Here is a 25,964-nt window from a genome sequence, read left to right as displayed (position 1 = left end):
GTGGATGGTGCAGGGGATGTTGAGTCAGGAGGTGAGGGACCGCGAGGAGTCCTCGGCCGGGTCGGCGGTCGGCACGACGGCCGGCTGCTCGGCGCCCGCGGCGTCCGCCCCAGTCGGCTGGTTGCGGCCACGGCCGCCGAAGAGCCGGCCGATCAGCGAGGGGCCGCCGCGGCGGTGCGAGTAGACGTCGATGCCGACGGCGATCAGCAGCACGAGGCCCTTGATGATCTGGACCCAGTCGGAGGTGACGCCGAGCAGCTGCAGGCCGTTGTTCAGGACCGCGATGACGAGACCACCGACGATGGAGCCGGCGACCGTACCGATACCGCCGGAGACCGCGGCACCACCGATGAAGACGGCGGCGATGGCGTCGAGCTCCCAGCCGAGGCCGTCCTGCGGTCCCGAGGAGACCGAGCGGGCGACGGCGATCATGCCGGCCAGTGCCGCCAGCACCGACATGTTCATCATGACGAAGAAGTTGACGCGCCGGATCTTGACGCCCGACAGCTCCGCGGCGTGCGAGTTGCCGCCGACCGCGTAGATGTGGCGGCCGAAGATCGTGCTCCGCGTGATGAACGAGTACAGGATGATCAGGACGCCGAGGATGATGCCCGACACCGGGAACGAGGTGCCGACGCGGCCGCCCGCGAACAGGAACGTGAAGTAGATGACGACGGCGTCGAGCACGACGACCTTGAACACGCTCACCCAGAGCGGCGCCTTCTCGGAGCCCATCTTGGTCTGGTTGCGGCGGGTGCGGACCTCGAGCACCGCGATGACGACGGCGATGATCAGGCCGAGCAGCAGCGTCGAGTTGTTGTAGCCGGTGCTCGGGCCCCACTCGGGCAGGAAGCCGCCGCCGATGAAGGTGAAGCCGTCCGGCACCGGGATGGTGTTCGCGTTTCCGATGAGCTGGTTGAGGCCGCGGAAGATCAGCATGCCGGCCAGCGTCACGATGAAGGCGGGGACGCCGACGTAGGCGACCCACCAGCCCTGCCAGGCGCCGATGACCGCGCCGACCGCGAGACCGAGCACGATCGCGAGCGGCCAGGGCAGGTTCCACAGGTTCATCGCCTGAGCGACGATGATGCCGACGACCGCCGCCACCGAGCCGACCGACAGGTCGATGTGGCCGGCGATGATGACCATGACCATGCCGATCGCCAGCACCAGGACGTAGACGTTCTGGTTGACGAGGTTGATCAGGTTCACCGGGTCGAGCGTCTTGCCGCCGGTGAGCAGCTCGAACAGCAGCACGATGACCACGAGGGCACCGAGGATGCCGAACTGGCGGCCGGAGGACTGGCCGCCGCCGAACATCTTGCCGAGGTCCCGGATCCCGCCGGACTTCTTCTTTTCAGCGATCTGAGTGCTCATGGTTATCGGGCCACCCTCTTCTTTGCGGAAGTCATGCTTTTCAGGAGTGCTTCGGGGGTCGCTTCCGCGATGGGGAAGTCGTCGGTGATCTGACCCTCGAAGATCGTGTAGATGCGGTCGGAGATGCCGAGCAGCTCCGGGAGCTCGGACGAGATGACGATGACGCCCTTGCCCTGCGCGGCCAGCTGCTGGATGATCCCGTAGATCTCGAACTTGGCGCCGACGTCGATGCCGCGCGTGGGCTCGTCCAGGATCAGCAGGTCGGGGTCGGTGAACATCCACTTCGCCAGGACGACCTTCTGCTGGTTGCCGCCGGAGAGTGTGCTGACGCCGCGGTTCACGTCGGGCGTGCGGATGCGCAGGCGCTTGCGGTAGTCGTCGGCGACCGCGAACTCCTTGAGGTCGTCGACCACACCGCGCTTGGCGATCTTCGACAGCTTCGCGGAGACGATCGACTCCTTGATGTCGTCGAGCAGGTTGAGGCCGAGCACCTTGCGGTCCTCGCTCACGTACGCCATGCCGTTGTCGATGGCCTCTGCGACGTTGCGCACCTGGATCTCGTGGCCGTCCTTGTAGATCTCGCCCGAGATCCAGTTGCCGTAGGACCGCCCGAAGATGCTCATCGCGAGCTCGGTGCGGCCGGCGCCCATCAGGCCGGCGAAGCCGACGATCTCGCCGCGGCGCACGTAGAAGCTGGAGTTCTTGACGACCAGGCGGTCCGGCACCTGCGGGTGCTGGACGACCCAGTCGCGCACCTCGAAGAACGTCTCGCCGATGTTCGGCGTTCGCTCCGGGTAGCGGCTCTCGAGCGTGCGGCCGACCATCCCGCGGATGATGCGGTCCTCGTCGACGCCGTCGGCCTTCACATCGAGCGTCTCGATGGAGTGGCCGTCGCGGATGATCGTGATCTGGTCGGCCACCTGCTCGATCTCGTTGAGCTTGTGGCTGATGATGATGGAGCTGACGCCCTTGCCCTTGAGGCCGACGATCAGGTCGAGCAGGTGCTGCGACTCCGCCTCGTTGAGCGCTGCGGTCGGCTCGTCGAGGATGAGCAGCTTGACGTTCTTGTTGAGCGCCTTCGCGATCTCGACCAGCTGCTGCTTGCCGACACCGATGTTCTTGATCTGCGTGTCGGGGTCGTCGCTCAGCCCGACGCGGGCGAGCAGCTCGGTCGCGCGGACCTTGGCCTCGCGCCAGTTGATGACGCCGCCGCGGGCAGGCTCGTTGCCGAGGAAGATGTTCTCGGTGATCGACAGCTCGGGGATGAGCGCGAGCTCCTGGTGGATGATGACGATGCCCTGCGACTCGCTCGACTTGATGTCGCGGAAGCGCATGACCTCGCCCTGGTACACGATGTCGCCGCTGTAGGTGCCGTACGGGTAGACGCCGGAGAGCACCTTCATGAGGGTGGACTTCCCCGCGCCGTTCTCGCCGCAGATCGCGTGGATCTCGTCGGCGCGCACGGTCAGGGAGACATCCTCCAGCGCTTTGACACCGGGGAACTCCTTGGTGATCGCGCGCATCTCGAGGATGACTGCGTTCGACGGCATCGTCGCTCCTTGTTCGGGCTCGGAATGGATGTGCCTAAGTAGTAAACGCTATGTTCAGGCTTGTCGTCAAATAGTGAAGACAACGATGAGGTAACGGCGCTCTCCTGCTGGCCCGCTGCTCAGTCGTTGCCCGCGAGCGCGCCCTGGATGACGATCGCGGCCGCCCCGAGCGACTCCGCGCGGTCGCCGAGCGACGACACCCGGACTGTCGTGGTGCCGGCGATGATCGGGATGGCGTTCTGCCGGATCCCGTGCCGGATCGGGTCGAGCAGCGCGTCGCCGAGGCCGACCAGCGGACCGCCGATCAGCACGAGCTCCGGGTTGATGACGTTCGCTATGTTGCCGATCGCCTGCCCCACCGCGGTTCCCGCATCGCCGACCACCCGCAGCACCGCAGGGTCCTTCTCGAGGCCGCGGCGCAGGATGTCGGAGGTCGTCGTCGCACCGCTGCGGCCGAGCGACTCGAGCATCACGCTCGTGGATGCCACCGTCTCCAGGCAGCCGCGGTTGCCGCAGCGGCAGATCACGCCGTGCTCGGCGACCGGGGTGTGCCCGAGCTCGCCCGTGATGCCGAGGAAGCCGTAGTAGGGCTGGCCGTTCAGGATGAGGCCGGCGCCGATCCCCGTGCCGATCTTGACGAAGATCAGGTTCCGCTCGCCGCGGTTCGCGCCCCAGGTCACCTCGGCGAGGGCGCCGAGGTTGGCGTCGTTGTCGACGACCACCGGGAAGCCGAACGCGTCCTCCAGCTCGCGCCGCGTGATCCCGACCCACTCCGGCAGGATGGCGCCCTGCAGCACCGTGCCGGTGCGGCGGTCGATGGGTCCGGGGATGCCGACCCCGACGGCCAGCACGGACTGGCGGTCGTGGCCGCCGTCGACGAGCATGCGGTCGAGCAGCCCCGACGCCTGCGCCACCGCCTCGAGAACGTCGTAGCCGGGTTCGAGCGCGACCTGCTCCTCTGCGAGCACGTCGTAGCCGAGGGTGGCGAGCACGATGCGCACGTGCCTGCGGCCGAAGTCGACGCCCACGGCGATGTCGCCGGTGTCGGTGAGCTGCACGAGCAGCGCGCGCCGGCCGCTGGAGGTGACCGGGGAGGTCGCCACGACGCCCTTCGCCGCCATGTCGCGGACGATGTTGGACACGGTGGCGGTGGACAGGCCGGTCCCGCGCGCCAGCTCAGCCTGGGTGGAGGGGCCGTTGGCCAGGAGGTACTCGACGAGCCGCTCCTGGTTCAAGTGCCTGAGAGCGCCCTGCGACCCGGGATTGCGAGCGCCACGGGGGATCAGGCCCGGAGTGGCGGTCATGCGATAAGAGTGAACGATCCGCCTGTTGGAGTCAAGCTGTGAACGCAACAGTCCACCCCGCGATCGAGGGTGACCGGTATCGGCGCTTGCCGGAGAGTGAGAGTCCTACCATCGTCAGGTGACCGGGAAGCCGGCTGCAAACGTCTACGTCGACGGTTTCAACCTCTACCGCCAGAAAGTCGAGCACCACCCCGACGCGAAGTGGCTGGATCTGTACGCGCTCGCGCAGGCACTGATCCCGACGCACCGCATCAAGCGGGTCCGCTACTTCACAGCCCTCGTTCGACCAGCCCAGGGAACTGGTCCCCGCGCGCCCATCCGGCAGCAGACGTACATCCGCGCCCTTCTGACCAACGCCTGCGTCAGCGTCCATGAAGGTCAATTCCGCAACGACAAGCGGGCGATGCCGGCTATACCGATCTCTTTCGATGAGTCAGGAGAAATAGTCAAGGTCAAGGTGCGGAAGACCGAAGAAAGGGTTCGGACGTGAACCTGGCGTCCTACATGATCTTCGACGGCTGTCGCGACGACGCAGACCTCTTCGTGCTGGTATCCAACGACTCTGATTTCGCGACGATGCTGGCGATCTTGTCGGAAGAGTTGGGGAAGAAGTGGGCGTTGCTCAGCCCTGTCGAGCGCCCCAATAGCCGATTGCTCGAACGAAACCCTGCGTTCATCAAGCAGATCAGGCGGGGTGCGCTGATGGCGAACCAGCTCCCTGAGGAAATTCGGTCGCCGATCCATGGGGTGCTGCGCCGCCCGGATACGTGGAGAGTTAACGAAACAGGGGCCCGTAGGGCCCCGTACCCGGTAGCCGAAGCATCCGGGGGTGTCCTCACACTATAGACCCTTCTCGTTCCCGACCGAACGCCGATACTCCCTATGATCGACGCATGACGGTCCTCTCGCTGCTCGCGTTCGCCGGGCTGTGCCTGGTACTGGCCCTGACCCCGGGGCCCGACACGTTCCTCGTGCTGCGCTACAGCATGGGCCGGGCGCGCGACGGAATCGCCGCGGCGGCGGGGACGGCGATCGGGTCGCTCGTCTGGGCGGCGCTCGTGGGGATCGGGCTGGCGGCTCTGCTCGAGCAGTCCGCCGAGGTGTTCCGGATCGTGAAGATCGCCGGCGGCCTGTACCTGATCTACCTCGGCGTCGCTGCGTTCCTCGCCAGCCGGAAGAGCTCGCACGCGGCCGACCCGACCGCCGCGACGGCCGCGCAGGTCGCGCGCCGCCGGTCGGCGCCGAGTCTGCTCGCCGGGCTCCTCTCGACGATGCTCAACCCGAAGGTCGGGCTGTTCTTCATCGCCGTGGTGCCGCAGTTCGTGTCCGCGCACGCCGGGTTCGGCGAGACGATGCTGCTCGGCGCCATCGACGGCCTGATCGGGATGCTGTACCTCGTCGCGGTCGCCCTGCTGGCATCCCGCATGATCGCCTGGCTGCGCCGCCCACGGGTCACCCGTGCGCTGGAGCGGATCTCGGCCGGCGTGCTCTCGGTGCTCGGGATCGGGACCGTGATCGCCGGCGCGGAGGGCTGATCGCGGCCGCCGCAGTCCTGGGATGATGGGTGCATGCCCATCCTGAACAAGGACATGCAGGTCTGCATCTCCCTCGCCGGCCGCCCGAGCAACATCGGCACGCGGTTCCACAACTTCCTGTACGACGAGCTCGGCCTCAACTTCGTCTACAAGGCGTTCACGACCGACGACCTGGAGGGCGCGGTGCGCGGCATCCGCGCGCTCGGCATCCGCGGCTGCTCCGTGTCCATGCCGTTCAAGGAGGCCATCATCCCCCTGGTCGACAACCTGGAGCAGTCGGCGGTCGCTATCGAGTCCGTCAACACCGTGGTCAACGAGGACGGCTTCCTCACCGCCTCGAACACTGACTACGAGGCGGTCGCGCAGCTGCTCGCCGAGCACGAGGTCGACCCGGCGCAGCGGGTGCTGGTGCGGGGCTCCGGCGGGATGGCGAAGGCCGTCGTCGCCGCCTTCCGCGGAGCCGGCTTCGACGACCTGACCGTGCTCGCCCGCAACTCCGAGGCGGGCCCCGCCCTCGCCGAGCGCTACGGCTACGACTGGGTCGCCGACGAGCCGGCGCCCGAGTTCGACGTGATCGTCAACGTCACACCGCTCGGGATGCGCGGCGACGCGGAGGACGCGCTGGCCTTCGGCGAGCCGTTCATCGAGCGGGCCGCCACGGTGTTCGACGTCGTCGCCTTCCCGTCCGAGACGCCGCTGATCCGCGCCGCGCGGGATGCCGGCACGGCCGTCATCACCGGCGCCGAGGTCATCGCCCTGCAGGCGGCCCGCCAGTTCGAGCGCTACACGGGCGTCGCGCTGACGCCGGAGCAGGTCGCCCGCGCCTCCGAGTTCTCGCGCGCGGAGTAGGCGCCTTCCCGCCCGATGGTGGGATGCGCACACGACCGCCCGGGGAGTAGCTTGGGCCCACCAACCCGAAGGAGAGTGGCGCATGGGCATCGGCAGCGGCATCTTCATCTTCGTGGTCGGGCTCATCCTGGCCTTCGCGCTGCAGGTGCAGGTGAGCTGGATCGACCTGAAGCTGACCGGCTACATCCTGATGGGTGCCGGACTCGTCGTGTTCGTCATCTCACTGGCCTTCGCGCTCAGGCGCCGGCCGCGCACGACCGTGCGCCGCGAGACCATCGACCCCGCCACCGGTGAGCGGGTCGAGCGCCGCACCGATGAGTACTGAGGCGCGGCCATACAATGGCCCGATGCCGGACGACCTCCTCGCCCTCGAGAACCAGGTGTGCTTCGGGCTCGCCGTCGCAGCCCGGAGCGTCATCGCGCTCTACCGGCCGGTGCTCGAACCACTCGGCCTGACCCATCCGCAGTACCTCGTGATGCTCGCGCTGTGGGAGCGCGAACCCCGCACGGTGAAGGACCTCAGCGAGGCGCTGGCCCTCGAGCCCGCCACGCTCTCGCCGCTGCTCAAGCGGCTGGAGGCGACCGGGTACATCGAGCGCCGGCGGAGCGCCGCCGACGAGCGGGCACTCGAGGTGCGGCTCACCGCGAGCGGCCGGGCGCTGCGGGCGGAGGCCGAGACCATCCCGCCGCGGATCGTGGAACGGCTGGGCCTGCCGGTGTCGGAGCTGGAGAGCCTGCGCGAGAGCCTGCACGCGATCATCGGCGCGGCGGTGCGCGCCGACGTGCGCGCGGGCTGAACCCGGGAGCGGCATTGGACCCTCCCCCGCGGGTCAGGGCTTACGCTGTGCGGGGAGGAAGCCATGCGGATCAGCGAGCTGGCCGGACGCGCGGGCGTCACGGTCAAGGCGGTGCGTTACTACGAGCGGCTGGGGCTGGTCTCCCCCGCCCGCCTCGCCAACGGCTATCGCGAATACGACGACGAGCACCTGCGAGCGGTCCGGGAGATCCGTCAGCTGTCCGAGACGGGCATCCCGCCGGGCAAGGCCCGCCCCTTCATAGACTGCCTCGGGTCGGGGCACGCGCACAGCGACGAGTGCCCCGCCTCCCGCGATGCGTACCGAGAGGGCCTGGCCGAACTCGATTCCGCGATCGCCCAGCTGGAGCGCCGCCGCGAACTTCTCGCGAGCCGTCTCGCGGGGGCTGAGGACCGCATCCCGGAGTCTGCGCAGGGGTGCGGCTGCACGGTCGCCGCCGTCTGACTCCACCCCTCGGCGGCCCCGGGATCATCCCCCGGTATGACCCCTCCACGACCTCCGGTCGATGCCGCGAGGGGGGGGCCGCGCGGTTGACTCGACGTGTCGGCTCGGGCATTCGGCCCCGGAGATCGACGCGAAGGGGGACACCGATGACGACACTGGGCCACGGACTGCGGACAGCACCCACGCTCGGAGCGTCGTCCTCGACGACGGTGCGGCGGCGAGCGCGGGGGCTGCTCGCCGCCGTCACCGGGAACCCGTACCTGCAGCTGCTGGTCGCCATCGTGCTCATCGCGGTCGGTGCGGTGCTGCTGACGCTGGGCATCGCCGCGGTGCTGGACGTCGTGGTCCCCTGGGTGTTCGGCGACGAGCTGAACGCACTCAAGGTGCTCCTGCCGCAGCTCGGCTGACAGCGGCGGGCACTGGCCCTGCGGGCGCCGGGCCTCTAGAGTCGGCGCATGGCTCGGCTCATCTTCTCGGCGATCGCCTCGGTCGACGGCTACACGGTGGACGCCTCCGGCTCGTTCGAGTGGGCGCATCCCGACCGCGAGGTGCACGCGTTCGCCAACGACCTCGACCGCGGCATCGGCATGTACCTGTACGGCCGGCGCATGTACGAGACCATGCGCGTCTGGCAGGACATGCCGGAGGACGACCCGCTGATCGCCGACTACGCCGCGGTCTGGCGCGACGCCGACAAGATCGTCTTCTCCTCCTCCCTCGCCGAGGTCACGACCCCGCGGACCCGGCTGGAGGGCCGATTCGACCCGGACCTCGTGCGCCAGCTTCTCCGGACGAGCGACCGGGATGTGTCGATCGGCGGCCCGACGGTGGCGGCGGCCGCGTTCGACGCGGGCCTCGTCGACGAGGTGTGGATGATCCTCGTCCCGGTCGCCGTCGGCGGCGGGACGCCCGCGCTTCCGCCCGGCCGGTTCCTCGCGCTCGACCTGCTCGAGGAGCGGCGGTTCGGCAACGGGACCGTCGCGCTGCACTACGCCGTGAAGCGCTCCTGAGTCAGGCTGCGTCCCACCAGCGAAGCACGCGCAGCGCCCGCAGCGTCAGCCACTGGCTCGGGAAGCCCTCCAGCTCGAACTCGACGAGCACAGAGCCCTCGTGGAGGTTCTCCAGCACCCAGCGTCCGTCGGCGTCCGCCTTGCCGCGGACCAGCTCGACCGCCTGCGCGAGCCGCGGGTCGCGCAGGTCCTGCCTGCGGAAGTGCTCCAGCCCGCGCAGCACGTCGTGGTACCAGCGCACAGGGTAGGAGATCATCGTCATCCGCGGGTCGGCGACGGTCCCGTCCGAACGGCGCCGGAACAGCCCGCGCTCCAGCAGGTACTCCTCCCCCGCCTCGACCGTCTCGGTCACGCGCGGGTCGTCGCCGCCGGCCCGCTGCCAGTCGCGCAGACCCTCCACCGCGCAGATCGTGGAGTGGAACGACGAGACCCTCGCGCCGTACTCGGCCCAGCAGTTCCAGCCGCCGTCGCTCAGGCGTGAACCGACCAGCGTCTCGGCAATCGTGTCGCCGCCCTCGCCGAAGTAGGAGGCGATGGTCAGGGCGACACCGTTGATGCACGGTTCCGTCTCGCCCTCGAAGTACGGCTCGCCGGCATGCTCCCAGCGAACATTCTCCCTGACCCGGTCGATCGCCCGCCGGGCCTGCGGGCTCTCCGGATCGAGGCCGAAGTCGACCAGCTGCTGCAGGCTGAAGTGGGTGGCGCTCCACGCGTCGAACCCGTCGCGCTCCGGCGGGATCCACCCGGGACGATAGGTGCCGCCGTCCCACAGCCCGTCCTCGCCCTGTTCCGTGAGAACCCGGGCTCCCCAGCCCTCCGTGGCCACCTTCGCGCGCTCCGCGGAGACCTCCTCCGGGGGTGCGTCGGTCAGGTCGGCGAGGATCTGCCAGCGGATCGCGGGGTCGGAATCGAGAAGCCAGGCGACGGTGTCCACCGCGCTCACGGTAGTCGCAATCCCGCGACCCGCGCGAGCGGTAAAGGTGACGCGAACGCGCTGGAGTCAGGCGACGGGCAGGCCCACGACCCGGTTGCCTCCGGCGTTCTTCGCGGAGTACATGGCGTGATCGGCCTCGCGGATGAGGCGGTCCGGATTCCAGTCGGGGTCCTCGGTGCGTGCGATCGACATCCCGATGCTCGCGCTGATCGGGAACCCCTCAGGCAGGTCGTCGAACGGCTGCTCGATCGCCCGGCGGATACGGTCGGCGACGTCCTCGGCCGCGGCCAGCTCGGGCACCTCGCAGACGACGACGAACTCGTCGCCGCCGTAGCGTGCGACCAGGTCTTCCTGGCGCACCGTCGCCTGCAGCCGGTTGCCGACCTCGCGCAGCAGAAGGTCGCCGGTGTGATGGCCGAGACCGTCGTTCACTCGCTTGAAGCCGTCGAGGTCGATGAACAGGGTCGCCACCAGCGTGGACACGGACCGCTGGTACTCCAGCAGCTGCGTCTCCAGCCGGCGGCGGTTCGGGAGACCGGTCGTCTCGTCGTGCATCGCGGCGTGCTCCAGCTGCCGCTGCAGGCGGAGGGTCGTGATCGCCTGCGCGGCCTGGTTGGAGAGCGCGTCGGCCAGCGGGGCGGCTTCGGAGTCGAAGGAGCGGGGGTGCAGGAAGAACGCGACGAAGACACCGAACAGCACGTCGTCGTGCTGGATGGGCGACACCAGCACCGCGTCCACCGCGGCGTCGCGCATCGCCTGCCCGAGGATCGGCGAGAACTCGTCGCCCTCGATCGTCCCGCTGATCGCAACGACCGAGCGCAACGCCGAGACCTGGGAGACGAGGGACGCGGTCTGCTGCGGGTCGCGCAACGGGTTGCTGCCGGAGCTCTGGGTGAAGCCGCCGGTGTCGTCGTGGAGGAACACCGCGACCTGCTCGGCCTGATACGCCTTGGAGACGGTGCCGACCAGGATGTCGACCAGCTCCTGCTCCGTCGTCGCGGCGGAGAAGGCGATCGAGGAGTCGATGATCAGCTGGAGCCGGTTCCTTGTGCGCTCCTGGAGCGTCTGCGAGCGCACGAGCTCGAGCTCCCGTTCGGCGCGCTCTGTCGCATCCACCAGCACGAGGAGTTCACCGTCGTCTGTGGCGCGGCTGCCGACGATGACCGGACGAGAGGACCCGTCGACGTTCGCCAGGCGAACAAAACCGTCGGAGCGACCGCCCATCCCCGGGATCCGGGTGCGCAACGAAGTGAACGGACGGCCGATGAGCTCCGCGAGGGAGAGCCCCGTCCACTCCTCGAAAACGGCGTTCGCGTCCGTGATCCTGCCCTCTCCGTCAAGCGAGAGAAGGGCGCTGGGCACGTCGTCTGCAGCTATCGGCCGCACCGCTCACTCCTTCGGAATCGCCTCGGGGCCGCATGGCGGCGGGTGGATACCGATATGAACTTAGCGCACGAAAGAACGGAGCCAGTCCTCGAATTCCGCCGGTTGACAGGGGCGCGCGATGTAGTAACCCTGAGCGCGGTCGCACCCGGCCGCCGTGACCCTGTCGAGCTGCTCCCGGGTCTCGACGCCTTCGGCGACGACACGCATCCCGCTCTCCTTGGCCACCGTGACGGCGTCGCCCACGGACGCCCAGTCGCCCGCGGCGACGAGGCTGCGGTCGAGCTTCAGCTCTCTCGCGTGGACGGCGACGGCCCGGTCGATCGACGAGTGGCCGGACCCGAAATCGTCGATCGACACCGCGACGCCCCACTGCTGGATGATGTCGAGGCGACCCGCGACGACCGCGTAGTCCTCGATCCTCTCGGCCTCGGTGACCTCGACGATGAGGTCGGCCGGCGGCAGCCCGGATTCTGCCAGCTGCCGCTCGAGCTCGTCGAAGAAGCGGTCGGTCTGCAGCTGCAGCGGCGAGACGTTGACGGCCACCGCCAGCTCGATCCCGCGCAGGCGCCAGTCGCGGCCGATCCGGCAGCACTCCCGCAGGGCGAACAGTCCGAGGTCGTGGATGATGCCGCTCGCCTCGGCGAGCGCAACGAACTCCGCGGGCGGGATGGGCCCGAGGCGTGGATGCGTCCACCGGGAGAGCCCCTCCACCGCGACGACGTCGCCGGATGCCAGGTCGATCTGCGGCTGCACGTGCACCTCGAGCTCGTGGTCGGCGATCGCGCGGGCGAGCTCGTCCGCATCCACGTCGGCTGCTGTCACGCGCACCTCCTCAGTCACCCCCGCGATGTTCCCCGGCCCGGCGTGCGCTGTCAACGGGGTGGCGCCGGCCGCGGGCGGTAGTCGGCCTGCGGGAACTCGGCGTCCACGTCGCCGGTGGGCTCCTCCTGCCGGAGCGTGTCGCCGATGCTGGGGCCGCCGCCGACGCGCGAGAACGCCACGCAGTCGCCACGCATGCTGCTCTGGTAGGCGACCGACCGCCCGTCGACGGTGAGGTCGATCTCCGCGGGAGGATGGCCGTCGTCGAACGGCACCGCGCGCTGCGTCGCCGTGCCGTCCTGCTCCACGAACTCGGCGATCCCGAAGGTCAGCCGCCCGCGGTCGAACGAGACCCGCACGAGGAGATAGGTGCGCAGCTCGTCGTCGGACAACGCGTCCAGCTCGCCGACCAGCGCAGCCAGCGCCGCGGTCTCGCCCAGACGCGACTCGGCGTCCTTCAGCTCGCTCGCCCAGGCGCGGACGTGCGGGACGAGATCGCCGATCGCCGCCTCGTACGACTCCAGCGACTCCCCCCGGATGCCGTACTCACCGAACTCGGCCCAGTAGCGGTCGCGCTCGTCAGCGTGCCCGACGGGGACCCGCACTCGCGGCCGGCCGCCGCGCGACGCCTCCCAGGCCGCGAACTCGTCGGCGGTGAACAGCGCCCTCAGCTGCCGGATCGCATCGTCGTCGTCCGGGCCGGCCGCTGAGGCGAGGATCGCCCGCTCGAAGAACGCGTTGTCGTCCACGTCGTCTCCTCTTCGTCGATCCCAGCATCGCAGGCGACCGCCCGGCCTACCAGGGGACGGTGCCGTCGCGGTCGGTGAGCGTACCGGTCGGTGCATCGCCGCCGAGGAGGGCGAGCCGTACGATGGCGTCCGTGCCCTCCTGAATCGTCTGGGTGCCTTCGCGCCGATTGAAGTCGGTCGCGGTGTAGCCGGGGTCCACGGCATTGAAGCGGATGCCGGGAAGAGCGTGCGCGTACTGCACGGCGAGCATCGTCACCGCGGCCTTCGACGAGCTGTAGGCGACCGAACCGTATCGGCCCCACTCGGTCTCAGTGATCTGATGGAACGAGCCGAGCCCGCTCGTCACGTCGATGACGGCCGCCGCCTCCGCCGCCTGAAGCAACGGCAGGAAGGCCTGCGTCACGCGCACAATGCCGAACACATTGGTCTCGTATACCGCACGGACGTGGTCAGCCGTGAGGTCGGTGACCGGCACGCGGCCGCCGCTGATCCCGGCGTTGTTGATCAGGACGTCGACGCGGCCGGCCTCGCGGCGGAGCGTGTCCGCGGCGGCGGCGACGGACCTGTCGTCGGTGACATCGAGCTGGACGAAGCGCGCACCGAGTGCGGTCGCGGCGGCTCGTCCACGCTCGGGGTCGCGCGCGCCGATCCAGACGTCGTGCCCCGCCGTCGACAGACGGCGAGCGGCTTCGTGGCCGAGGCCCCTGTTGGCACCGGTGATGAGGGTTGTTGTCATGCCCTCAGCCTCGCCGCCCGCCAATGGTCGCGCCAGGCTCCTGCGCACCGTAGGACTCCCAGTACCAGCCGGTCCGGATGCTGGCGACGGATACTGGACGCGTGGCATCCGGAATCGAGCTCGGCGCGGCGGTGCGCGCGTGGCGCGAGCGCACCACGCCGGTCGAGGCGGGCCTTCCGGCCGGCGGCGACCGTCGGGTGCCCGGCCTCCGCCGAGAGGAGCTCGCGCTTCTGGTCGGAATCTCGGTCGACTACCTCGTTCGGCTCGAGCAGGGCCGGGCCACGAACCCGTCGGCGCAGGTGCTCGGAGCCCTCGCGCGGGCGCTGCACCTCGCAACGGGCGAGCGCGAACTGCTGTACCGGCTGGCAGGCGCGGCACCCCCTCCTTCCGGCTCGGTGCCCCGGGCGGTTCCGCGCGGTGTTCAGCTGATGATCGACCGGATGTCGGACACCCCGCTCGCTGTCTTCACCGCCGCGTGGGACACCGTGCAGTGGAACCCTCTGTGGGCCGAGCTGCTGGGGGACCCGGAGGCCCTGGACGCGCGCGCCCGCAATCTGATCTGGCGATACTTCATCGCGGAGGAAAGGAACCGCTCGCGCGTCGAGCGGGACGCGGCGCACGCGGCGGCTTTCGAAGGCGAGATGGTCGCGGATCTGCGTCGCGCCATGGACCGCTACCCCGACGACCGCGCCGTCCGCGAGCTCGCCGCCGCGCTGCGCGAGGGGAATCCGCGGTTCGCCGAGCTCTGGCGCCGCTTCGAGGTCGCGCCGAACGGCCCGTCGCGGAAGACCGTCCTGCACCCCGCTCTTGGGCCCATCACCCTCGACTGCGACGTGCTCACCATAGACGGGAGTGACCTCCGCATCGTGCTCTACTCCGCCGAGCCGGGCTCGCACGACGCCGAGCTGCTGGACCGCCTGCGCGCCGGGGAACGAGGACTGACAGGCGACGCCGACCCAACTCATATCGCGCGCATAGGCGGTTCCCAGGCCACGTAAGAATTCCACAAGAATGCGCCTGCATCCTGGGATGTATGGACCCGACGTTGACGGCACCGGCACCGGTCACCCGCCGCGAGCGCACCCGTGGCCGGCGCGCCGACCCGCGTGCCGGTTCGCGGACGGTCCGGTTCGCGATGGTGCTCGGCGTCGTCGCGGTGCTCGGGATGTGGTGGCTGAGCGTCCCGTCCGGCTTCGCCGCGACGCCCGCCGACGCGATGACGTCGCTCGGCGAGCTGAGCGGGATGGTCGGCGCCTTCCTCGTCTGCGCCCAGGTGCTGCTGATCGCACGGGTGCCGTGGTTCGAGAACGCGGTCGGACTCGACCGGCTCGTCTCGTGGCACCGCTCGCTCGGCGCGTCCGTCGTCTTCCTCGTGGTCGCGCACGTGCTCTTCCTCGTCATCGGCGGGGAGCTCCTCTCGCGCAACCCGCCGTGGACCGAGTTCCTCTCCCTCCTGAACTCCTACCCCGACATGACCGCCGCGCTCGTCGGCACCATCGCGTTCCTCGCGGTCGGCTTCAGCAGCGCACGCCTCATCCGCCGGAGGCTCTCGTACGAGGTCTGGTACTGGCTGCACGTGACGACGTACGTCGCGATCTTCCTCACCTTCCTGCACCAGCTGAGCGGCGGAGCCCACTTCGTCGCCTACCCCGTCAACCGGGTCATCTGGATCGCGCTCTACCTCGGCACCGCGGCCGCCGTCCTCACGTGGCGGTTCATCCTGCCCGGTCTCGACGCGTGGCGCGGCAGGATGCGGGTCGTCAGCGTCGTGCCGGAGAGCCAGAACGTCAACAGCGTCTGGCTGACCGGCCCGCACATCGACAGGCTTGGGGTGCGGGCGGGCAACTTCATGCTGTTCCGCTTCCTCACCTGGGGGCACCTCGCCACGGCGCACCCGTACTCGGTCTCCGCCGTGCCGGCGAACGGCTACCTCCGCATCACCGTCGGCGCGCTGGGCGACCACTCCAGCCGGATGCCGGCCCTGCGCCCCGGCTCGCTGGTCTTCGCCGAGGGCCCCTTCGGCCGCTTCACCGCGGACCGCGCCAGCCGCTCGCGCATCCTGCTCGTCGCGGGCGGCGCAGGGATCGGCCCCATCCGCGCCCTGGCGGAGGAGCTGGTGCGCCGTGGCGCCCGGCCGGTCGTGCTGTACCGCGCGCGGTCGGCGCAGCACCTGGCTCTCCTCGGCGAGCTGCAGTCGCTGCCCGGCGTCACGGTCGTGCCGCTCGTGGGCCGGCGTTCCGAGCTCGGCTACGACCCTCTCGACGTGGACCCGCTGCGCCGCATCATCCCCGATCTGCACGACTGGGAGGCCTTCATCTGCGGCCCGGAGGGCATGGGCGAGCGGGTCGAGGCGTCCCTGAGGATGCTGCGGATGCCGAAGCGCTTCATCCACCGAGAAGAACTGAGCATGTCATGAACAGCAGATCCTGGAGGGGCACCGTCCTCTTCACCGTCATCCTGGTCGTCATGGGTGCGACGGTGGGCCTCAAGCTCTACGGGGTCGGCGAGCAGGTGGCCGCCGCCCCGGCGGCCTCGACCTCGACCTCGACGGGGTCGGCCGGTACGTCGGGCACGGGCACGACGACCGGCAGCGGCTCCTCCACCGCGTCCGGCCCGGCAGCCACGGCGACAGCGACGCCGACCCCGAGCCCGTCGGCGAGCACTGCGACGACGACGAAGACGGTGACGGGGTCCGCGGTGGACACGCGCTACGGCGTCGTCCAGGTCAAGGTCACCTTCTCCGGCACCTCCATCACGGCCGTCGACACGGTCCAGGCGCCCAGCGGCAACGGCCGTGACATCGAGATCAACCAGCAGGCGCTGCCGATGCTGGAGCAGGAGGTGCTCGCCTCGCAGTCGGCGAACATCGACACCGTGTCGGGGGCCACCTACACGTCGGAGGGCTACATCCGTTCGGTGCAGTCGGCGATCGACCAGCGATGAGGTTCCTCGAGACCGTCATGGGCATCCCGATGTCCATCGACGTCCGCGACGGCGACGATGTCGGCGACGGCGCGCCCGCTGCCGAACGGGCTTTCGCGGCGCTGCGGGACGCCGACCGACGGTTCAGCACGTACCGGCCCGACAGCGAGGTGAGCCTCGCCAACGCAGCCGTCAGGGATGCCGCGGAACCGAGCGGCGACTTCCGCGAGGTCGTCGCGATCGGCGAGGGGGTGGCCCGCGCTTCGGGCGGCGCGTTCCGCATCCGGCATCCGGACGGCACCTGGGACCTCGACGGCGTGGTCAAGGGCTGGGCCGCCGCCCGGGCGGCGCGCGAGCTCGACGCGGCCGGACTGCACGACTACTGCCTGAACGCCGGCGGCGACGTCGTGGTCTCCGGCAGCCCGGGCGATGGGCGGCCCTGGACCGTCGGCATCCGCTCACCGCACTCCCCCGGCGGGATGCTGGCCGCCCTGTCCGTGCGCAGCGGCGCCGTCGCCACCTCCGGCGCCTACGAGCGCGGCGACCACATCGTCGACGGACGGGACGGCTCGATCCCGCGCACACTGCTCAGCGCGACGGTCGTCGCGGACGACCTCACGACCGCCGACGTCTGGGCGACCGCGGTCTTCGCCCTGGGTTCCGCGGGCATCCCGCTCGCCCTGCAGGCCGGTGCGCGCGGCGTCCTGGTGCTCGACGCGGCCGGCCGCCTCACCGGCGCCGGCGAGCTGACCTTCGCACCCCCGGCGAGCGCCGCGTGACCGAGACCTATACTTCGGACGTGAGCGGAAAGCCGCGTGTGCTGGTCGCGGAGGACGACAGCCGCCTCGCCGGGATGCTCGACAGCCTCCTCTCTTCCGAGGGCTTCGACGTCAGCCGGGCGGGCGACGGCCAGCGCGCCCTGCACCTGGGCCTGTCGGAGGCGTTCGACGTCATGGTGCTCGACCGGGGTCTGCCCGCGGTCGAGGGGCTGGACGTTCTCCGGCGACTGCGCGAGCACGGCGTCACGACCCCGATCCTGGTGCTCTCCGCGCTCGGCACCGCGCCGGACCGCGTCGACGGCCTCAACGCCGGGGCGGAGGACTACCTGGCGAAGCCGTTCGATATCGACGAGCTGGTCGCCAGGGTCCGTGCGCTCACCCGCCGCGCCGCCGCGGTGGTCCCGACCGTCCGGTTCCCCGGCGGCCGGATCGACACCGGCAGCCGCACGGTCACCCTCGACGACGGCAGCCGGACCGTCCTCTCCGAACGGGAGGCCGCGCTCCTGGAGCTGCTCGCCCGGCGACCGGAGCAGGTCTTCTCGCGCGCGCTCCTGCTCGAAGACGTGTTCGCCGCGGCCGACGACCCCGGCGTCGTCGACACCTACGTGCACCACCTGCGGCGGAAATTCGGCCGCACCCTGATCGAGACGGTCCGCGGGGTCGGCTACCGGATGGGCTCGCTCCCGTGACCAGCGCCGACGAGCGCGAGCTGCGCACCGCCTCGCGGCGCCTCGCCCTCCAGTTCGCCCTCATCATCGTGGGTCTCTTCGTCGCGCTCGGCGTCGTCGTCTTCTCCGTGGTGGCCGCGGGCCAGGCCGAGGCGGCGCACAAGGTCCTGGCCGACGCCTCGATGGTCGACTCGCCGCACGACGCGCCACGCAACCTCCTGGTGACCGCGGTGGCACCCGACGGCAGCAGGGACAGCTCACCCGATCTGCCGGACGGCCTCCCCGACGAACGGGCCCTCGCCCAGGTGGAGCAGAACGGTGGTTCGGTCTCCGGCGAGGTGCTGGCGGACGGCCGGCGCTACCTGGTCGAGACGGACGTGCGCAACGGCAGGGTCGTGCAGATCGCCTACGGCCTCGGCGAGCAGCAGGAGGAACTCGCCCGTCTCCTCGTCGCCCTGGTCGCCTCCGGCCTCATCGCCACCGTCGCGGCCGCCGCGGTCGGGCTCTTCCTCGCCCGCCGCTCGATCCGTCCGCTGGCCGACGCGCTCGCGCTGCAGCGACGATTCGTCGCCGACGCGGGCCACGAGCTCCGCACACCGCTGACCCTGCTGAGCACGCGCGCGCAGCTGCTGCGCCGCCACGTCGTCTCGACGGACGCCGACGAGGAGGTGCGGACCGGCCTCGACGAGATCGTGGACGACAGCCGCGCCCTCACCGAGATCGTGCAGGACCTGCTCACGGCCGCCGACCCCCGGCAGACCGCGGAGGCGGTCGAGGTCGACCTGGCCGAACTCGCCGGCGCGGTCGCCCGGGCCGCCGGGGGCCGCGCAGAAGAGCGGGACGTCACGATCGACGTCTCGCCGGAACCCGGCTCGCTCGTCACCGGCGCCCCGGTGTCGCTCCGCCGCATGATCGTCGCACTGATCGACAACGCCCTCGACCACGCCCGCTCGCACATCTCGGTCACCGTCCGGCCGCACCGCGACAGCGTGCTGCTCACCGTGCAGGACGACGGACCCGGCTTCTCGGAGGGCGTCGAGGATCGCGCGTTCGACCGGTTCGCCAGCGCGCGCGATGCGCAGACCGCCGAACCGCGCGGCCGCCACTACGGGCTCGGGCTGGCCCTCGTGGCCGAGGTGGTGAGCCGCCATCACGGCACGGTGGACGCGTCCAATCGCCCGGAGGGTGGCGCCGTCGTCACCGTGCGGCTGCCGAAGCGCCAGTGAACGCGCGAGGCCCGCGACGCCCCGGGGGGTGGACGACGCGGGCCGGTCTCGCGCGCCGGACTAGCCGACGCCCTCCAGCGCATCCGTCTCGGTGTTGCCGATGTTCTCGATCACCTGCGGGCGGCGCCTGCGCAGGTACGCGAACCACGCGACCGCGCCGGCCAGCGTCAGCACGAAGAGGTACGGGATGACGTTGAGCGGGAACGCCGGCACCGGCCAGACGTTCGCGAAGAACACGTACGCCATGGCGGCGACCGCCACGACGGCGCACACCCAGACCAGCCGGTTCGGGATGCCCGCACGCCGGGTGTAGACGATGCACGCGATAGCCACCAGCGCGTACGCGACCATGTAGCCGTAGGTGCCGTACGTGTCCACCCAGACGACGATGTCCATCGGGTTCGCGCCGATCGCGAGGAGGACGATGTCGAGCACGATCGCCGCAGGTCCCGCGACCAGGAGCACGCGGTGCGGGGTGAGGTGACGCTCGTGGGTGCGGCCGAAGCGCTCGGGCAGCACTCCCTCTTTGCCCATCACGTAGAGCACGCGGCCCACGACGTTCAGCGGGGCGACGACCACGGCGAAGAACGACGCGCCGACGCCGAAGGTGAGCACGGGTGCGAACCAGGACGGCATCCCGATCAGCTTCGCGATGTCCTCCAGCGGGCTCGCGCTGGTGGCGAGGTCGCCGTGCAGCACGGCGATCTGCGTGTAGGCGGCGAAGACGTAGAGCACGCCGACGACGACGGCGCTCCACATGATCGCGCGCGGGATCGCCGTGTACGGGTTCTTCGCCTCGCGCCCGAGCGCGTCGGCCGACGAGAATCCGACGAAGCCGAGGATGCCGAGCACCATCCCGGCTGCGATGCCCTGGAACGGCGCGCCCTGGGCGAAGACCTGGGCGGGGTCCCAGGCCGCTGGCCCTGCCCACACCAGAGCGGCGACCAGCAGGATGGTGATGATCGTCACCGACACCAGCTCCAGCACCAGCGAGACGCGGGCGGAGAGCCGGATGCCGCGGATGGTGAACAGTGTCGCCAGCCCGCCGAGCACGATCGCGAGGCCGATGTACCAGCCCACACCGCCCGCAGGGACGCCGAGCAGGACCAGGAACTGGTTGAAGTACGACACCGCGCCGCCGAGCGAGCCGGCCGCGATGCCCCAGCAGCCGATCACGAGCGTGACGCCGGCCAGGTAGGCGCCGGTCGGGCCGAGGCCCTTCGCCACGTACGTGTAGAGCGAACCGGCCGAGGCGTGCTTGCGGGCGAAGACGACGACGCAGTAGCCGACGCAGAGGATGACGATGGTGGCGAGGATGAACGAGTAGATCGTCCCGTTGCCCGCGCCGACGAAGATCGACATCGCGGTGAAGGCGATGACCGCGCTCGGCGCGATGTTGGCGATGGCCTGGGCCGCGAGCTCCGGGCCGCTCATCACGCCGTGCCGAAGCCCGGCGTCGGTCGGGCTGCTCGCCCGGGTCTGTGTGGTTGACATGGCTCTCCAGTGAGTCGTTTCGGGGCTAGGGGATGAGGAGGGTGCGGAGGACGGAGCCGGCCTCGAGGTCGTCGAAGGCCTCCGCCGCCTCGGCCAGGGGTCGGCGGCCGGAGATGAGCGGGTCGAGCTTCAGCTGGCCGTCCATGTAACGGTCGACCAGGGCGGGGATGTCGATGGACGGACGCACCGAGCCGTAGTTGGAGCCGAGGATGCGCTGGTCGGCCTCCGCCAGCACGAGCGGCTCGAACGACGCCTTCGCGCCCGTCGGCGGCAGGCCGACGATCACGGCCGCGCCGCCGAGGCCGAGCATCCGGATGGCCTGCTCGGTGGTGGAGGTGCGCCCGATCGCGTCGAAGGCGTAGTCGACGCCGTCCGGGATGAGCTCGAACAGCTGCTCGACCGCGTCCGCCTTGGACGCGTCGATGCGGTCGGTCGCGCCGAACTGCAGCGCCATCTGGGTCTTGTCGGCGAGCACGTCGATCGCGACGATCCGCTCGGCGCCGGCTAGCTTCGCGCCCTGCACGACGTTGAGGCCGACGCCGCCGCAGCCGATCACGACGACCGTCGAGCCCGGCTCGACCGCGGCGGTGTTGAGCACGGCGCCCACCCCGGTCGCGACGGCGCAGCCGACGACGGCGATCACGTCGAGCGGGGCGTCGTCGCGCACCTTGACGGCGCCGGAGGCCGGCACGACGACCTCCTCGGCGAACGAGGAGACCCCCAGGTAGTGGTGGACGGTCTCGCCGTCCCGGGACAGCCGCGAGGTTCCGTCGAACAGCACGCCCTTGGGCGCGACGATCGTCGCGACCTTCTGGCAGCGGGCCTCGTGACCGGACCGGCAGTAGCGGCACTCGCCGCACGGCGGCACCCAGCTGAGCACGACGTGGTCGCCCACCGCGAGCGACGTCACGCCCTCGCCGAGCTCGGTCACCACCCCGGAGCCCTCGTGGCCCATGACGAGCGGTGCCGGAGCGTCCCACTCCCCCCGCTTCACGTGCAGGTCGGAGTGGCAGACGCCCGCGGCGGCGATCTTCACGCGCACCTCGCCCGGGGCAGGGGCGGCGAGCTCCACCTCGGTGAACTCGATGGGGGCGGACGGTTCGGTGAAGATGACGGCCTGCATGGGTACTCCTTCGTGTGCGGGTCTCGCTCGATGCTAGGAATCGCCTCCTGCCGGTGTCATCCACAGAAATGTCGAATCAGAGCGGCGGCTTCGACTTTTCGTACACTGTGAACATGGCCCGCGACATCGCATCCATCGCCCGCACCCTCGGGGGCCGGGTCGTGGAGGGACGCCTGGATGCCGGGATGCCGGTCGACTCGGCGGTCGCGCTCGACGACTTCTCGGTGGTGGGTCATCCGGCGTTCGCCACCCTCGTGATCGCGCCCGCCGCCGCGCTCACGGCTGCCCTCTCCTCCTCGGATGGGCGGGCCGAGTCGCTGCGCGGAGCGGTCGTCGTCTCCCAAACCGAGAATGCGGCGCTGCTGCGGGCGCTCGAACGCACCGGCACGACGGCGATCGTCGGAACCGTCCCCGCCGACGACGTGCTCGAGCCCGTGCTCGCCGCGCTCCTTGCCGTGGACCAGGCCGCGGAGGACCGGGCGGTGACGAGCGCCATGAAGGTGCTCACCCTGGCCGCGCGGCGCGGCGGTGTCTCCGGCGTCGTCGCCGAGCTCGCCCACCGCATCGACGGCTGGGCGGTTCTGCTCGACCGGCACGGGCAGGTGATCACGAGCGCGGGCGCCGGCGCGCTCCATGTCCAGGATGCGATGGCCGTCGCGCTCTCGCGTCCCGTGCGCGTGCGACACAGGGCGCTCCAGGTGCACGTCGTGGGATCGGGCGAGGACCTCTCCGCCCGCCTGGTGGTGAGCCCGCGCACGGAGTCGTCCAGCCGGGCGCGGGAGCTCGGCTCGCAGGCCGCCGCCCTGCTCGACCTGGTGCTCAGGACGGACGACCCGACCCGGACGGAGCGGCTCGGGCGCGCGGTGATGATCGACGCGCTCCTCGCAGGCGGACCGTCGGCCGTGTCTCTGCTGCGGCAGTGGGGTGTGCACGAGAGCTCGCTCACCGCGTTCGCGCTGACCGCGCGATCGACGTCCGTCGAGCTGGAGCGGCTGGTGTCGCACTGGCTCGACGAGCTCGGTGCCGCCCACATCCTCACCGAGCGTCACGGCGTGGTCACGGGCTTCCTGCGCGACGACCAGGTGGATGCCGTGGCCGCCCGCGTCGAGGCGTACTCGTCCGCGATCTTCCTCGGCGTCGGGGACCCGGCGACGACGGACGCACTGGCCGGGAGCGCCGCCGAGGCCGGCCAGGCGGTCGAGTCGGCGCGCGCGGAGGGCCGACGCGTGGTGCGCTACCGCGCCATCCCGACGATCGAGCTGGTGCTGGACCGTCTCGCGGACGAGGATGCCGTCCGCGTCGCGCGGTTGCTCGATCCTCTGCGCGACATCGGCGGCCGGCACGGCGAGCTCACCGAGACGCTGCGGGTGTTCCTCGCCGAGAACGGCGCCTGGGGAGCGGCGGCCGACCGCCTCGGCGTGCACCGCCAGACCCTGACCTCCCGCATCCACCGCATCGAGGCGCTGCTCGGCCTGTCGCTCGCGGACGCGGACGACCGCACCTCCGCGTGGCTGGCCCTGCGTGCTCTCGGCGAATCGGCGCGGCCATCCGCTCGGTCCTGACCCCGGGATCGATCGACCGGAGTGCAGCCCGGGCCGGCGGACACCGGGTTCATCGGCCGTGCCGGTCGCGCGACTTCCGCCGGGGCGCTCGTCGGCGCCCCGAACGCTTCTTGCCGTCGGGCAGGGCCGTCTTGGGGTGACTGCGGCCCGCCCACCAGGTGTAGACGACGATCAGCACGATCGCGGTCAGGTAGACGACCGCCCACCAGGGGAACTGCAGGGTCGCCGTGGTGCTCTTCGCCGTGGCCACGTCTTTCGGCGGCGTGGGCGTGATGCGTTCGCCTGTCACCAGGATGCGATGGGTGTTGATGCCGAGGGGCGTGCAGGTCACCAGCGTGACCAGGTCCTCCCCCGCCCGCTGACGGAGCGTGGTGGTGTCGTCGGGGTCGACCACGCGGGTGTCGACGACCCGGTAGGTCAGGACCTGCCCGAAGGTCGTGAGGATGAAGCGATCGCCGGACTGGAGCTTGTCGAGGTCGGTGAACATGGTCGCGTCCGCGAGCCCGCGATGCGCCGTGATGACGGAGCGCGTGTCCTTCCCTCCGACAGGAAGGGACGTCCCTTGCAGATGACCGGCGCCCTTCAGGAGGGACTCCTCGCTGGTGCCGTGGTAGATCGGCAGATCGACGCCGATCTTGGGGATCTGGATGCGGGACATCGTGCGGTTCGGCGTGTCGAGCAGCTTCCAGTAGTCGAACTCGTCGGAGGTGCTCTTGCCGCTTCCCGTCGGGATGTTGACGTTGGCTTCGAGCACGGCGCCGCTGGAGAGTGCCCTGTTGTAGCGATGCGCCTCGGTGAGTTGCTCCGAGGCCTTCGGGCGCACCTTGTGGAGCGAGTCGCTGTACCTGCTGATGACCAGCGATTGGTTGTACGCCGAGAGCCAGCTCGCCGCCGGCGAGTAGGCGAGCACCGTCGCACCGATCACGGCCAGCACCGCGGTGATGATCAGGAGCGCACCCGGACGCCACCGGCGCTTCGGCGGCGCGTGACGCCGCGGGCGGCGAGAGGGCCGGGCGGACGCGCCGACCGGCCCTCTCACGCTCCTTCGAGGATCGTCGGTCACGCCTTCTCGTCGTTCGCGGCGCGGCGACGTCGGATGACCAGGATTCCACCCAGCGCGACCACGATCAGCGCGATGCCGCCGATGGTCATCGCCAGCTGCATGCTCGAACCCGTGAACGGCAGCTCGGGAACACCATGCTGAACGTTCTCGATCTTCACGAGCGGCGTGGTGCCGTTGGTCCCGGCCTTCACCATCACGGCGGTGAGCGCATCAGCACCGGTGGGCAGCACGAATCCGTTGGGCGCCTGGATCTCCTTCAGCACGTAGCAGCGCTGCTGGAAGTCGTGGCCCGGCTTCGTGGTGTTGGAGACGGTGCCGTCGGCCGCGACCGTGGTCGCCGTGTCACCGACCCACAGCCCCGGCACGAAGATCGTGCCCGAGTCGTCCGATGTGATTTCGTACGTGGTGCCGCTCGGGTCCTTCACCTGCGTGAAGCCGTTGCCGATGTCCGGGAGGCACTGGCCCTCCTGGTCGGTGGTCCCCTGGTAGAGCTCGAACTTCGCGCCCTTCAGGCCGTCGTTCGTGTCTGCCTTGCTGACCTTCTGGACCGTCAGGTCGCCCCAGCGCGTGACCTGACCTGTCGTGGGCGAGCCGTCCGGAGTGTTCGGGTCGCCCGGGGTGAGCTCGAAGTCGTTGACGTTGACGTACGCGGTGTTCTCGATCTCGCCGGGCGCGTTCGCCTTCGCCTGGAAGCCGACGACGATGTTCTTGGCCGGGACGAGCTTCGCGAGACCCGCGGCCGTCAGCGTGACCGTGAGCTTCTGGCCGGCCCAGACCGCGTTGAAGTCGGTCTTGTCGACCAGCGCCGTGCCGTCCAGCGTGACCGTCACCGTGCCCGCTGTCGTGATCGGGGTCAGCTTCGGGTCGAGATCGTCGACGACCGAGAACTTGGTGTAGCCCTGACCCGCGGCGAGCGCCGGGATCAGCTGCGTGACCTCGTACGTGATCGGAGCCCCGAGGACCGCGCCGCTGTCCTCCTGATCGGCCACGTTCTTCTTGGGCGCTTCGGCGACCGTGTTCTTCGGGTACACGTTGACGTCGTAGACCCAGTTGCCGTTGGAGACCTTGTGGTTCTCCGGCGTCGGCAGGGTGACGACGAACGGCGCGGCCTTCTCGACGACGCTGGCCGGGGCCGAGACCTCGCGGACGAAGTAGGCGCCGAGCGGGAGCTTGACCGAGCTCGCCGTGCCGCTCTGATCGGTCGCAGGCAGGCTCGTGCAGCCGCTGAGGGCGTAGGTGCCGAGCGATGCGACACCCTGCGCCGCCGCAGCGAGCTTCTGTGCCGTCGTGATGCCGTTGACCTTGTCCCAGCCGCTGTTGGTGCCGTCGAGGAGGTCGATGCCGTCGATGTGGCAGTACTCGAACACCACCCCGGCGACCGGGTTCGTGCTCGGCTCCGTGCCGGTGCCCGACGGGTTCTGGTCGCCGCCACCCGGGTTGGCGTACTTGTGGACGATGATCGATCCCTGCCGGTTGCCGTCGATCGAGGCGGCATTGGCGACGGCGGTCGATGCGATGGCGCCGAAGGCGCCCAGTGTCACGGCTATGCCGACGGCGACGGCCTTCCGCCTGCGGTGCTGTGTGAATCCGGTCATGCGTGGTTCTCTTCCTTTCCGGTC

28 protein-coding genes are annotated in these 25,964 nt (G+C 70.3%); 16 read left to right on the top strand and 12 right to left on the bottom strand.

Annotated elements, in window-relative coordinates:
• Nucleotides 1-24: 24 nt before the first annotated feature.
• The 3 genes from mmsB to HNO83_RS09180 form a co-directional block, all read right to left on the bottom strand.
• Nucleotides 25-1,377 carry a multiple monosaccharide ABC transporter permease gene (gene mmsB / locus HNO83_RS09190; RefSeq protein ID WP_175337223.1) on the bottom strand — a complete coding sequence of 451 codons (1,353 nt, stop codon included), beginning with the start codon at nt 1,375-1,377 and terminating at the stop codon, nt 25-27.
• Nucleotides 1,378-1,379: 2 nt separating this feature from the next.
• The gene (mmsA, locus tag HNO83_RS09185) at nt 1,380-2,927 is read right to left on the bottom strand and encodes a multiple monosaccharide ABC transporter ATP-binding protein (protein WP_175337222.1); all 1,548 of its coding nucleotides are present in this window, start codon (nt 2,925-2,927) and stop codon (nt 1,380-1,382) included.
• Between the two features lie 119 nt (nt 2,928-3,046).
• On the bottom strand, nt 3,047-4,231 hold the full coding sequence (locus HNO83_RS09180) for an ROK family transcriptional regulator (protein ID WP_175337221.1): 1,185 nt from the start codon (nt 4,229-4,231) through the stop codon (nt 3,047-3,049).
• 118 nt (nt 4,232-4,349) lie between these two features.
• On the opposite strand from HNO83_RS09180, the gene HNO83_RS09175 reads away from it, so the two are divergent.
• The 9 genes from HNO83_RS09175 to HNO83_RS09135 all read left to right on the top strand — a co-directional run bounded on the left by HNO83_RS09175 (nt 4,350) and on the right by HNO83_RS09135 (nt 8,884).
• The gene (locus HNO83_RS09175; RefSeq protein WP_175337220.1) at nt 4,350-4,721 is read left to right on the top strand and encodes a PIN domain-containing protein; all 372 of its coding nucleotides are present in this window, start codon (nt 4,350-4,352) and stop codon (nt 4,719-4,721) included.
• Nucleotides 4,718-5,077, top strand: a complete 360-nt coding sequence (locus HNO83_RS09170; protein ID WP_175337219.1) for a PIN domain-containing protein — start codon at nt 4,718-4,720, stop codon at nt 5,075-5,077. The genes HNO83_RS09175 and HNO83_RS09170 overlap by 4 nt, the downstream gene beginning before the upstream one ends.
• Before the next feature lie 47 nt (nt 5,078-5,124).
• Complete coding sequence (locus HNO83_RS09165; RefSeq protein ID WP_175337218.1) at nt 5,125-5,766, top strand: LysE family translocator; 642 nt, start codon at nt 5,125-5,127, stop codon at nt 5,764-5,766.
• A gap of 33 nt (nt 5,767-5,799) precedes the next feature.
• Complete coding sequence (locus HNO83_RS09160; protein WP_175337217.1) at nt 5,800-6,615, top strand: shikimate 5-dehydrogenase; 816 nt, start codon at nt 5,800-5,802, stop codon at nt 6,613-6,615.
• Between the two features lie 82 nt (nt 6,616-6,697).
• Nucleotides 6,698-6,940 (top strand): DUF6458 family protein, encoded by a 243-nt coding sequence (locus HNO83_RS09155; RefSeq protein ID WP_175337216.1) that lies wholly within the window; start codon nt 6,698-6,700, stop codon nt 6,938-6,940.
• A 22-nt stretch (nt 6,941-6,962) separates the two neighbouring features.
• Nucleotides 6,963-7,412: a MarR family winged helix-turn-helix transcriptional regulator gene (locus HNO83_RS09150; protein ID WP_175337215.1), complete on the top strand. Its 450-nt coding sequence runs from the start codon at nt 6,963-6,965 to the stop codon at nt 7,410-7,412.
• Between the two features lie 63 nt (nt 7,413-7,475).
• On the top strand, nt 7,476-7,874 hold the full coding sequence (locus HNO83_RS09145; RefSeq protein WP_175337214.1) for a MerR family transcriptional regulator: 399 nt from the start codon (nt 7,476-7,478) through the stop codon (nt 7,872-7,874).
• 146 nt (nt 7,875-8,020) lie between these two features.
• Entirely contained in the window at nt 8,021-8,281 is a 261-nt protein-coding gene (locus HNO83_RS09140; RefSeq protein WP_175337213.1) for a hypothetical protein, read from the top strand.
• A gap of 48 nt (nt 8,282-8,329) precedes the next feature.
• Complete coding sequence (locus HNO83_RS09135; protein ID WP_175337212.1) at nt 8,330-8,884, top strand: dihydrofolate reductase family protein; 555 nt, start codon at nt 8,330-8,332, stop codon at nt 8,882-8,884.
• Between the two features lies 1 nt (nt 8,885).
• On the opposite strand, the gene HNO83_RS09130 is transcribed toward HNO83_RS09135, so the two are convergent.
• The 5 genes from HNO83_RS09130 to HNO83_RS09110 form a co-directional block, all read right to left on the bottom strand.
• The gene (locus HNO83_RS09130; RefSeq protein WP_175337211.1) at nt 8,886-9,818 is read right to left on the bottom strand and encodes a hypothetical protein; all 933 of its coding nucleotides are present in this window, start codon (nt 9,816-9,818) and stop codon (nt 8,886-8,888) included.
• Nucleotides 9,819-9,884: 66 nt separating this feature from the next.
• The gene (locus HNO83_RS20590) at nt 9,885-11,204 is read right to left on the bottom strand and encodes a sensor domain-containing diguanylate cyclase (protein WP_175337210.1); all 1,320 of its coding nucleotides are present in this window, start codon (nt 11,202-11,204) and stop codon (nt 9,885-9,887) included.
• A 60-nt stretch (nt 11,205-11,264) separates the two neighbouring features.
• Entirely contained in the window at nt 11,265-12,026 is a 762-nt protein-coding gene (locus HNO83_RS09120; RefSeq protein ID WP_175337209.1) for an EAL domain-containing protein, read from the bottom strand.
• Between the two features lie 50 nt (nt 12,027-12,076).
• Nucleotides 12,077-12,772 (bottom strand): hypothetical protein, encoded by a 696-nt coding sequence (locus tag HNO83_RS09115; protein ID WP_175337208.1) that lies wholly within the window; start codon nt 12,770-12,772, stop codon nt 12,077-12,079.
• A 46-nt stretch (nt 12,773-12,818) separates the two neighbouring features.
• A complete protein-coding gene (locus tag HNO83_RS09110; protein WP_175337207.1) occupies nt 12,819-13,508 on the bottom strand; it encodes an SDR family NAD(P)-dependent oxidoreductase in 690 nt (229 codons plus the stop codon).
• Nucleotides 13,509-13,609: 101 nt separating this feature from the next.
• Between HNO83_RS09110 and HNO83_RS09105 the strand changes: the two genes are divergently transcribed.
• Genes HNO83_RS09105 through HNO83_RS09080 form a run of 6 tightly spaced genes read left to right on the top strand, consistent with a single transcriptional unit; the run spans nt 13,610 to nt 19,103 of the window.
• Nucleotides 13,610-14,506, top strand: a complete 897-nt coding sequence (locus tag HNO83_RS09105; RefSeq protein WP_349627113.1) for a helix-turn-helix domain-containing protein — start codon at nt 13,610-13,612, stop codon at nt 14,504-14,506.
• Nucleotides 14,507-14,553: 47 nt separating this feature from the next.
• On the top strand, nt 14,554-15,924 hold the full coding sequence (locus HNO83_RS09100) for a ferredoxin reductase family protein (protein ID WP_249776609.1): 1,371 nt from the start codon (nt 14,554-14,556) through the stop codon (nt 15,922-15,924).
• Nucleotides 15,921-16,451, top strand: a complete 531-nt coding sequence (locus HNO83_RS09095; RefSeq protein ID WP_175337204.1) for an FMN-binding protein — start codon at nt 15,921-15,923, stop codon at nt 16,449-16,451. Before HNO83_RS09100 ends, HNO83_RS09095 begins: the two co-directional genes overlap by 4 nt.
• Nucleotides 16,448-17,209, top strand: a complete 762-nt coding sequence (locus HNO83_RS09090; protein WP_175337203.1) for an FAD:protein FMN transferase — start codon at nt 16,448-16,450, stop codon at nt 17,207-17,209. Before HNO83_RS09095 ends, HNO83_RS09090 begins: the two co-directional genes overlap by 4 nt.
• Nucleotides 17,210-17,229: 20 nt before the next feature.
• Nucleotides 17,230-17,898 (top strand): response regulator transcription factor, encoded by a 669-nt coding sequence (locus HNO83_RS09085; RefSeq protein WP_349627112.1) that lies wholly within the window; start codon nt 17,230-17,232, stop codon nt 17,896-17,898.
• Nucleotides 17,895-19,103: a sensor histidine kinase gene (locus HNO83_RS09080; RefSeq protein ID WP_175337202.1), complete on the top strand. Its 1,209-nt coding sequence runs from the start codon at nt 17,895-17,897 to the stop codon at nt 19,101-19,103. The genes HNO83_RS09085 and HNO83_RS09080 overlap by 4 nt, the downstream gene beginning before the upstream one ends.
• 60 nt (nt 19,104-19,163) lie before the next feature.
• Here the strand turns inward: HNO83_RS09080 and HNO83_RS09075 are convergent, their stop codons facing one another.
• Nucleotides 19,164-20,597, bottom strand: a complete 1,434-nt coding sequence (locus tag HNO83_RS09075; RefSeq protein WP_175337201.1) for an APC family permease — start codon at nt 20,595-20,597, stop codon at nt 19,164-19,166.
• Nucleotides 20,598-20,622: 25 nt separating this feature from the next.
• Nucleotides 20,623-21,720: an alcohol dehydrogenase catalytic domain-containing protein gene (locus HNO83_RS09070; RefSeq protein ID WP_175337200.1), complete on the bottom strand. Its 1,098-nt coding sequence runs from the start codon at nt 21,718-21,720 to the stop codon at nt 20,623-20,625.
• 113 nt (nt 21,721-21,833) lie between these two features.
• Here HNO83_RS09070 and HNO83_RS09065 point away from each other — a divergent pair, with 113 nt between their 5' ends.
• Complete coding sequence (locus HNO83_RS09065; protein WP_175337199.1) at nt 21,834-23,282, top strand: PucR family transcriptional regulator; 1,449 nt, start codon at nt 21,834-21,836, stop codon at nt 23,280-23,282.
• A gap of 49 nt (nt 23,283-23,331) precedes the next feature.
• On the opposite strand, the gene HNO83_RS09060 is transcribed toward HNO83_RS09065, so the two are convergent.
• Both HNO83_RS09060 and HNO83_RS09055 read right to left on the bottom strand, forming a co-directional pair.
• Nucleotides 23,332-24,345, bottom strand: a complete 1,014-nt coding sequence (locus tag HNO83_RS09060) for a class C sortase (protein ID WP_349627111.1) — start codon at nt 24,343-24,345, stop codon at nt 23,332-23,334.
• The gene (locus HNO83_RS09055) at nt 24,342-25,940 is read right to left on the bottom strand and encodes a SpaH/EbpB family LPXTG-anchored major pilin (RefSeq protein ID WP_175337198.1); all 1,599 of its coding nucleotides are present in this window, start codon (nt 25,938-25,940) and stop codon (nt 24,342-24,344) included. Before HNO83_RS09055 ends, HNO83_RS09060 begins: the two co-directional genes overlap by 4 nt.
• Between the last annotated feature and the right edge of the window lie 24 nt (nt 25,941-25,964).

It is taken from the genome of Leifsonia sp. C5G2 (assembly GCF_013359685.1).
Lineage (GTDB): Bacteria > Actinomycetota > Actinomycetes > Actinomycetales > Microbacteriaceae > Leifsonia.
Note: the sequence above shows the minus strand (reverse complement) of the source record. Positions and strands in the feature narration are given on the sequence as shown.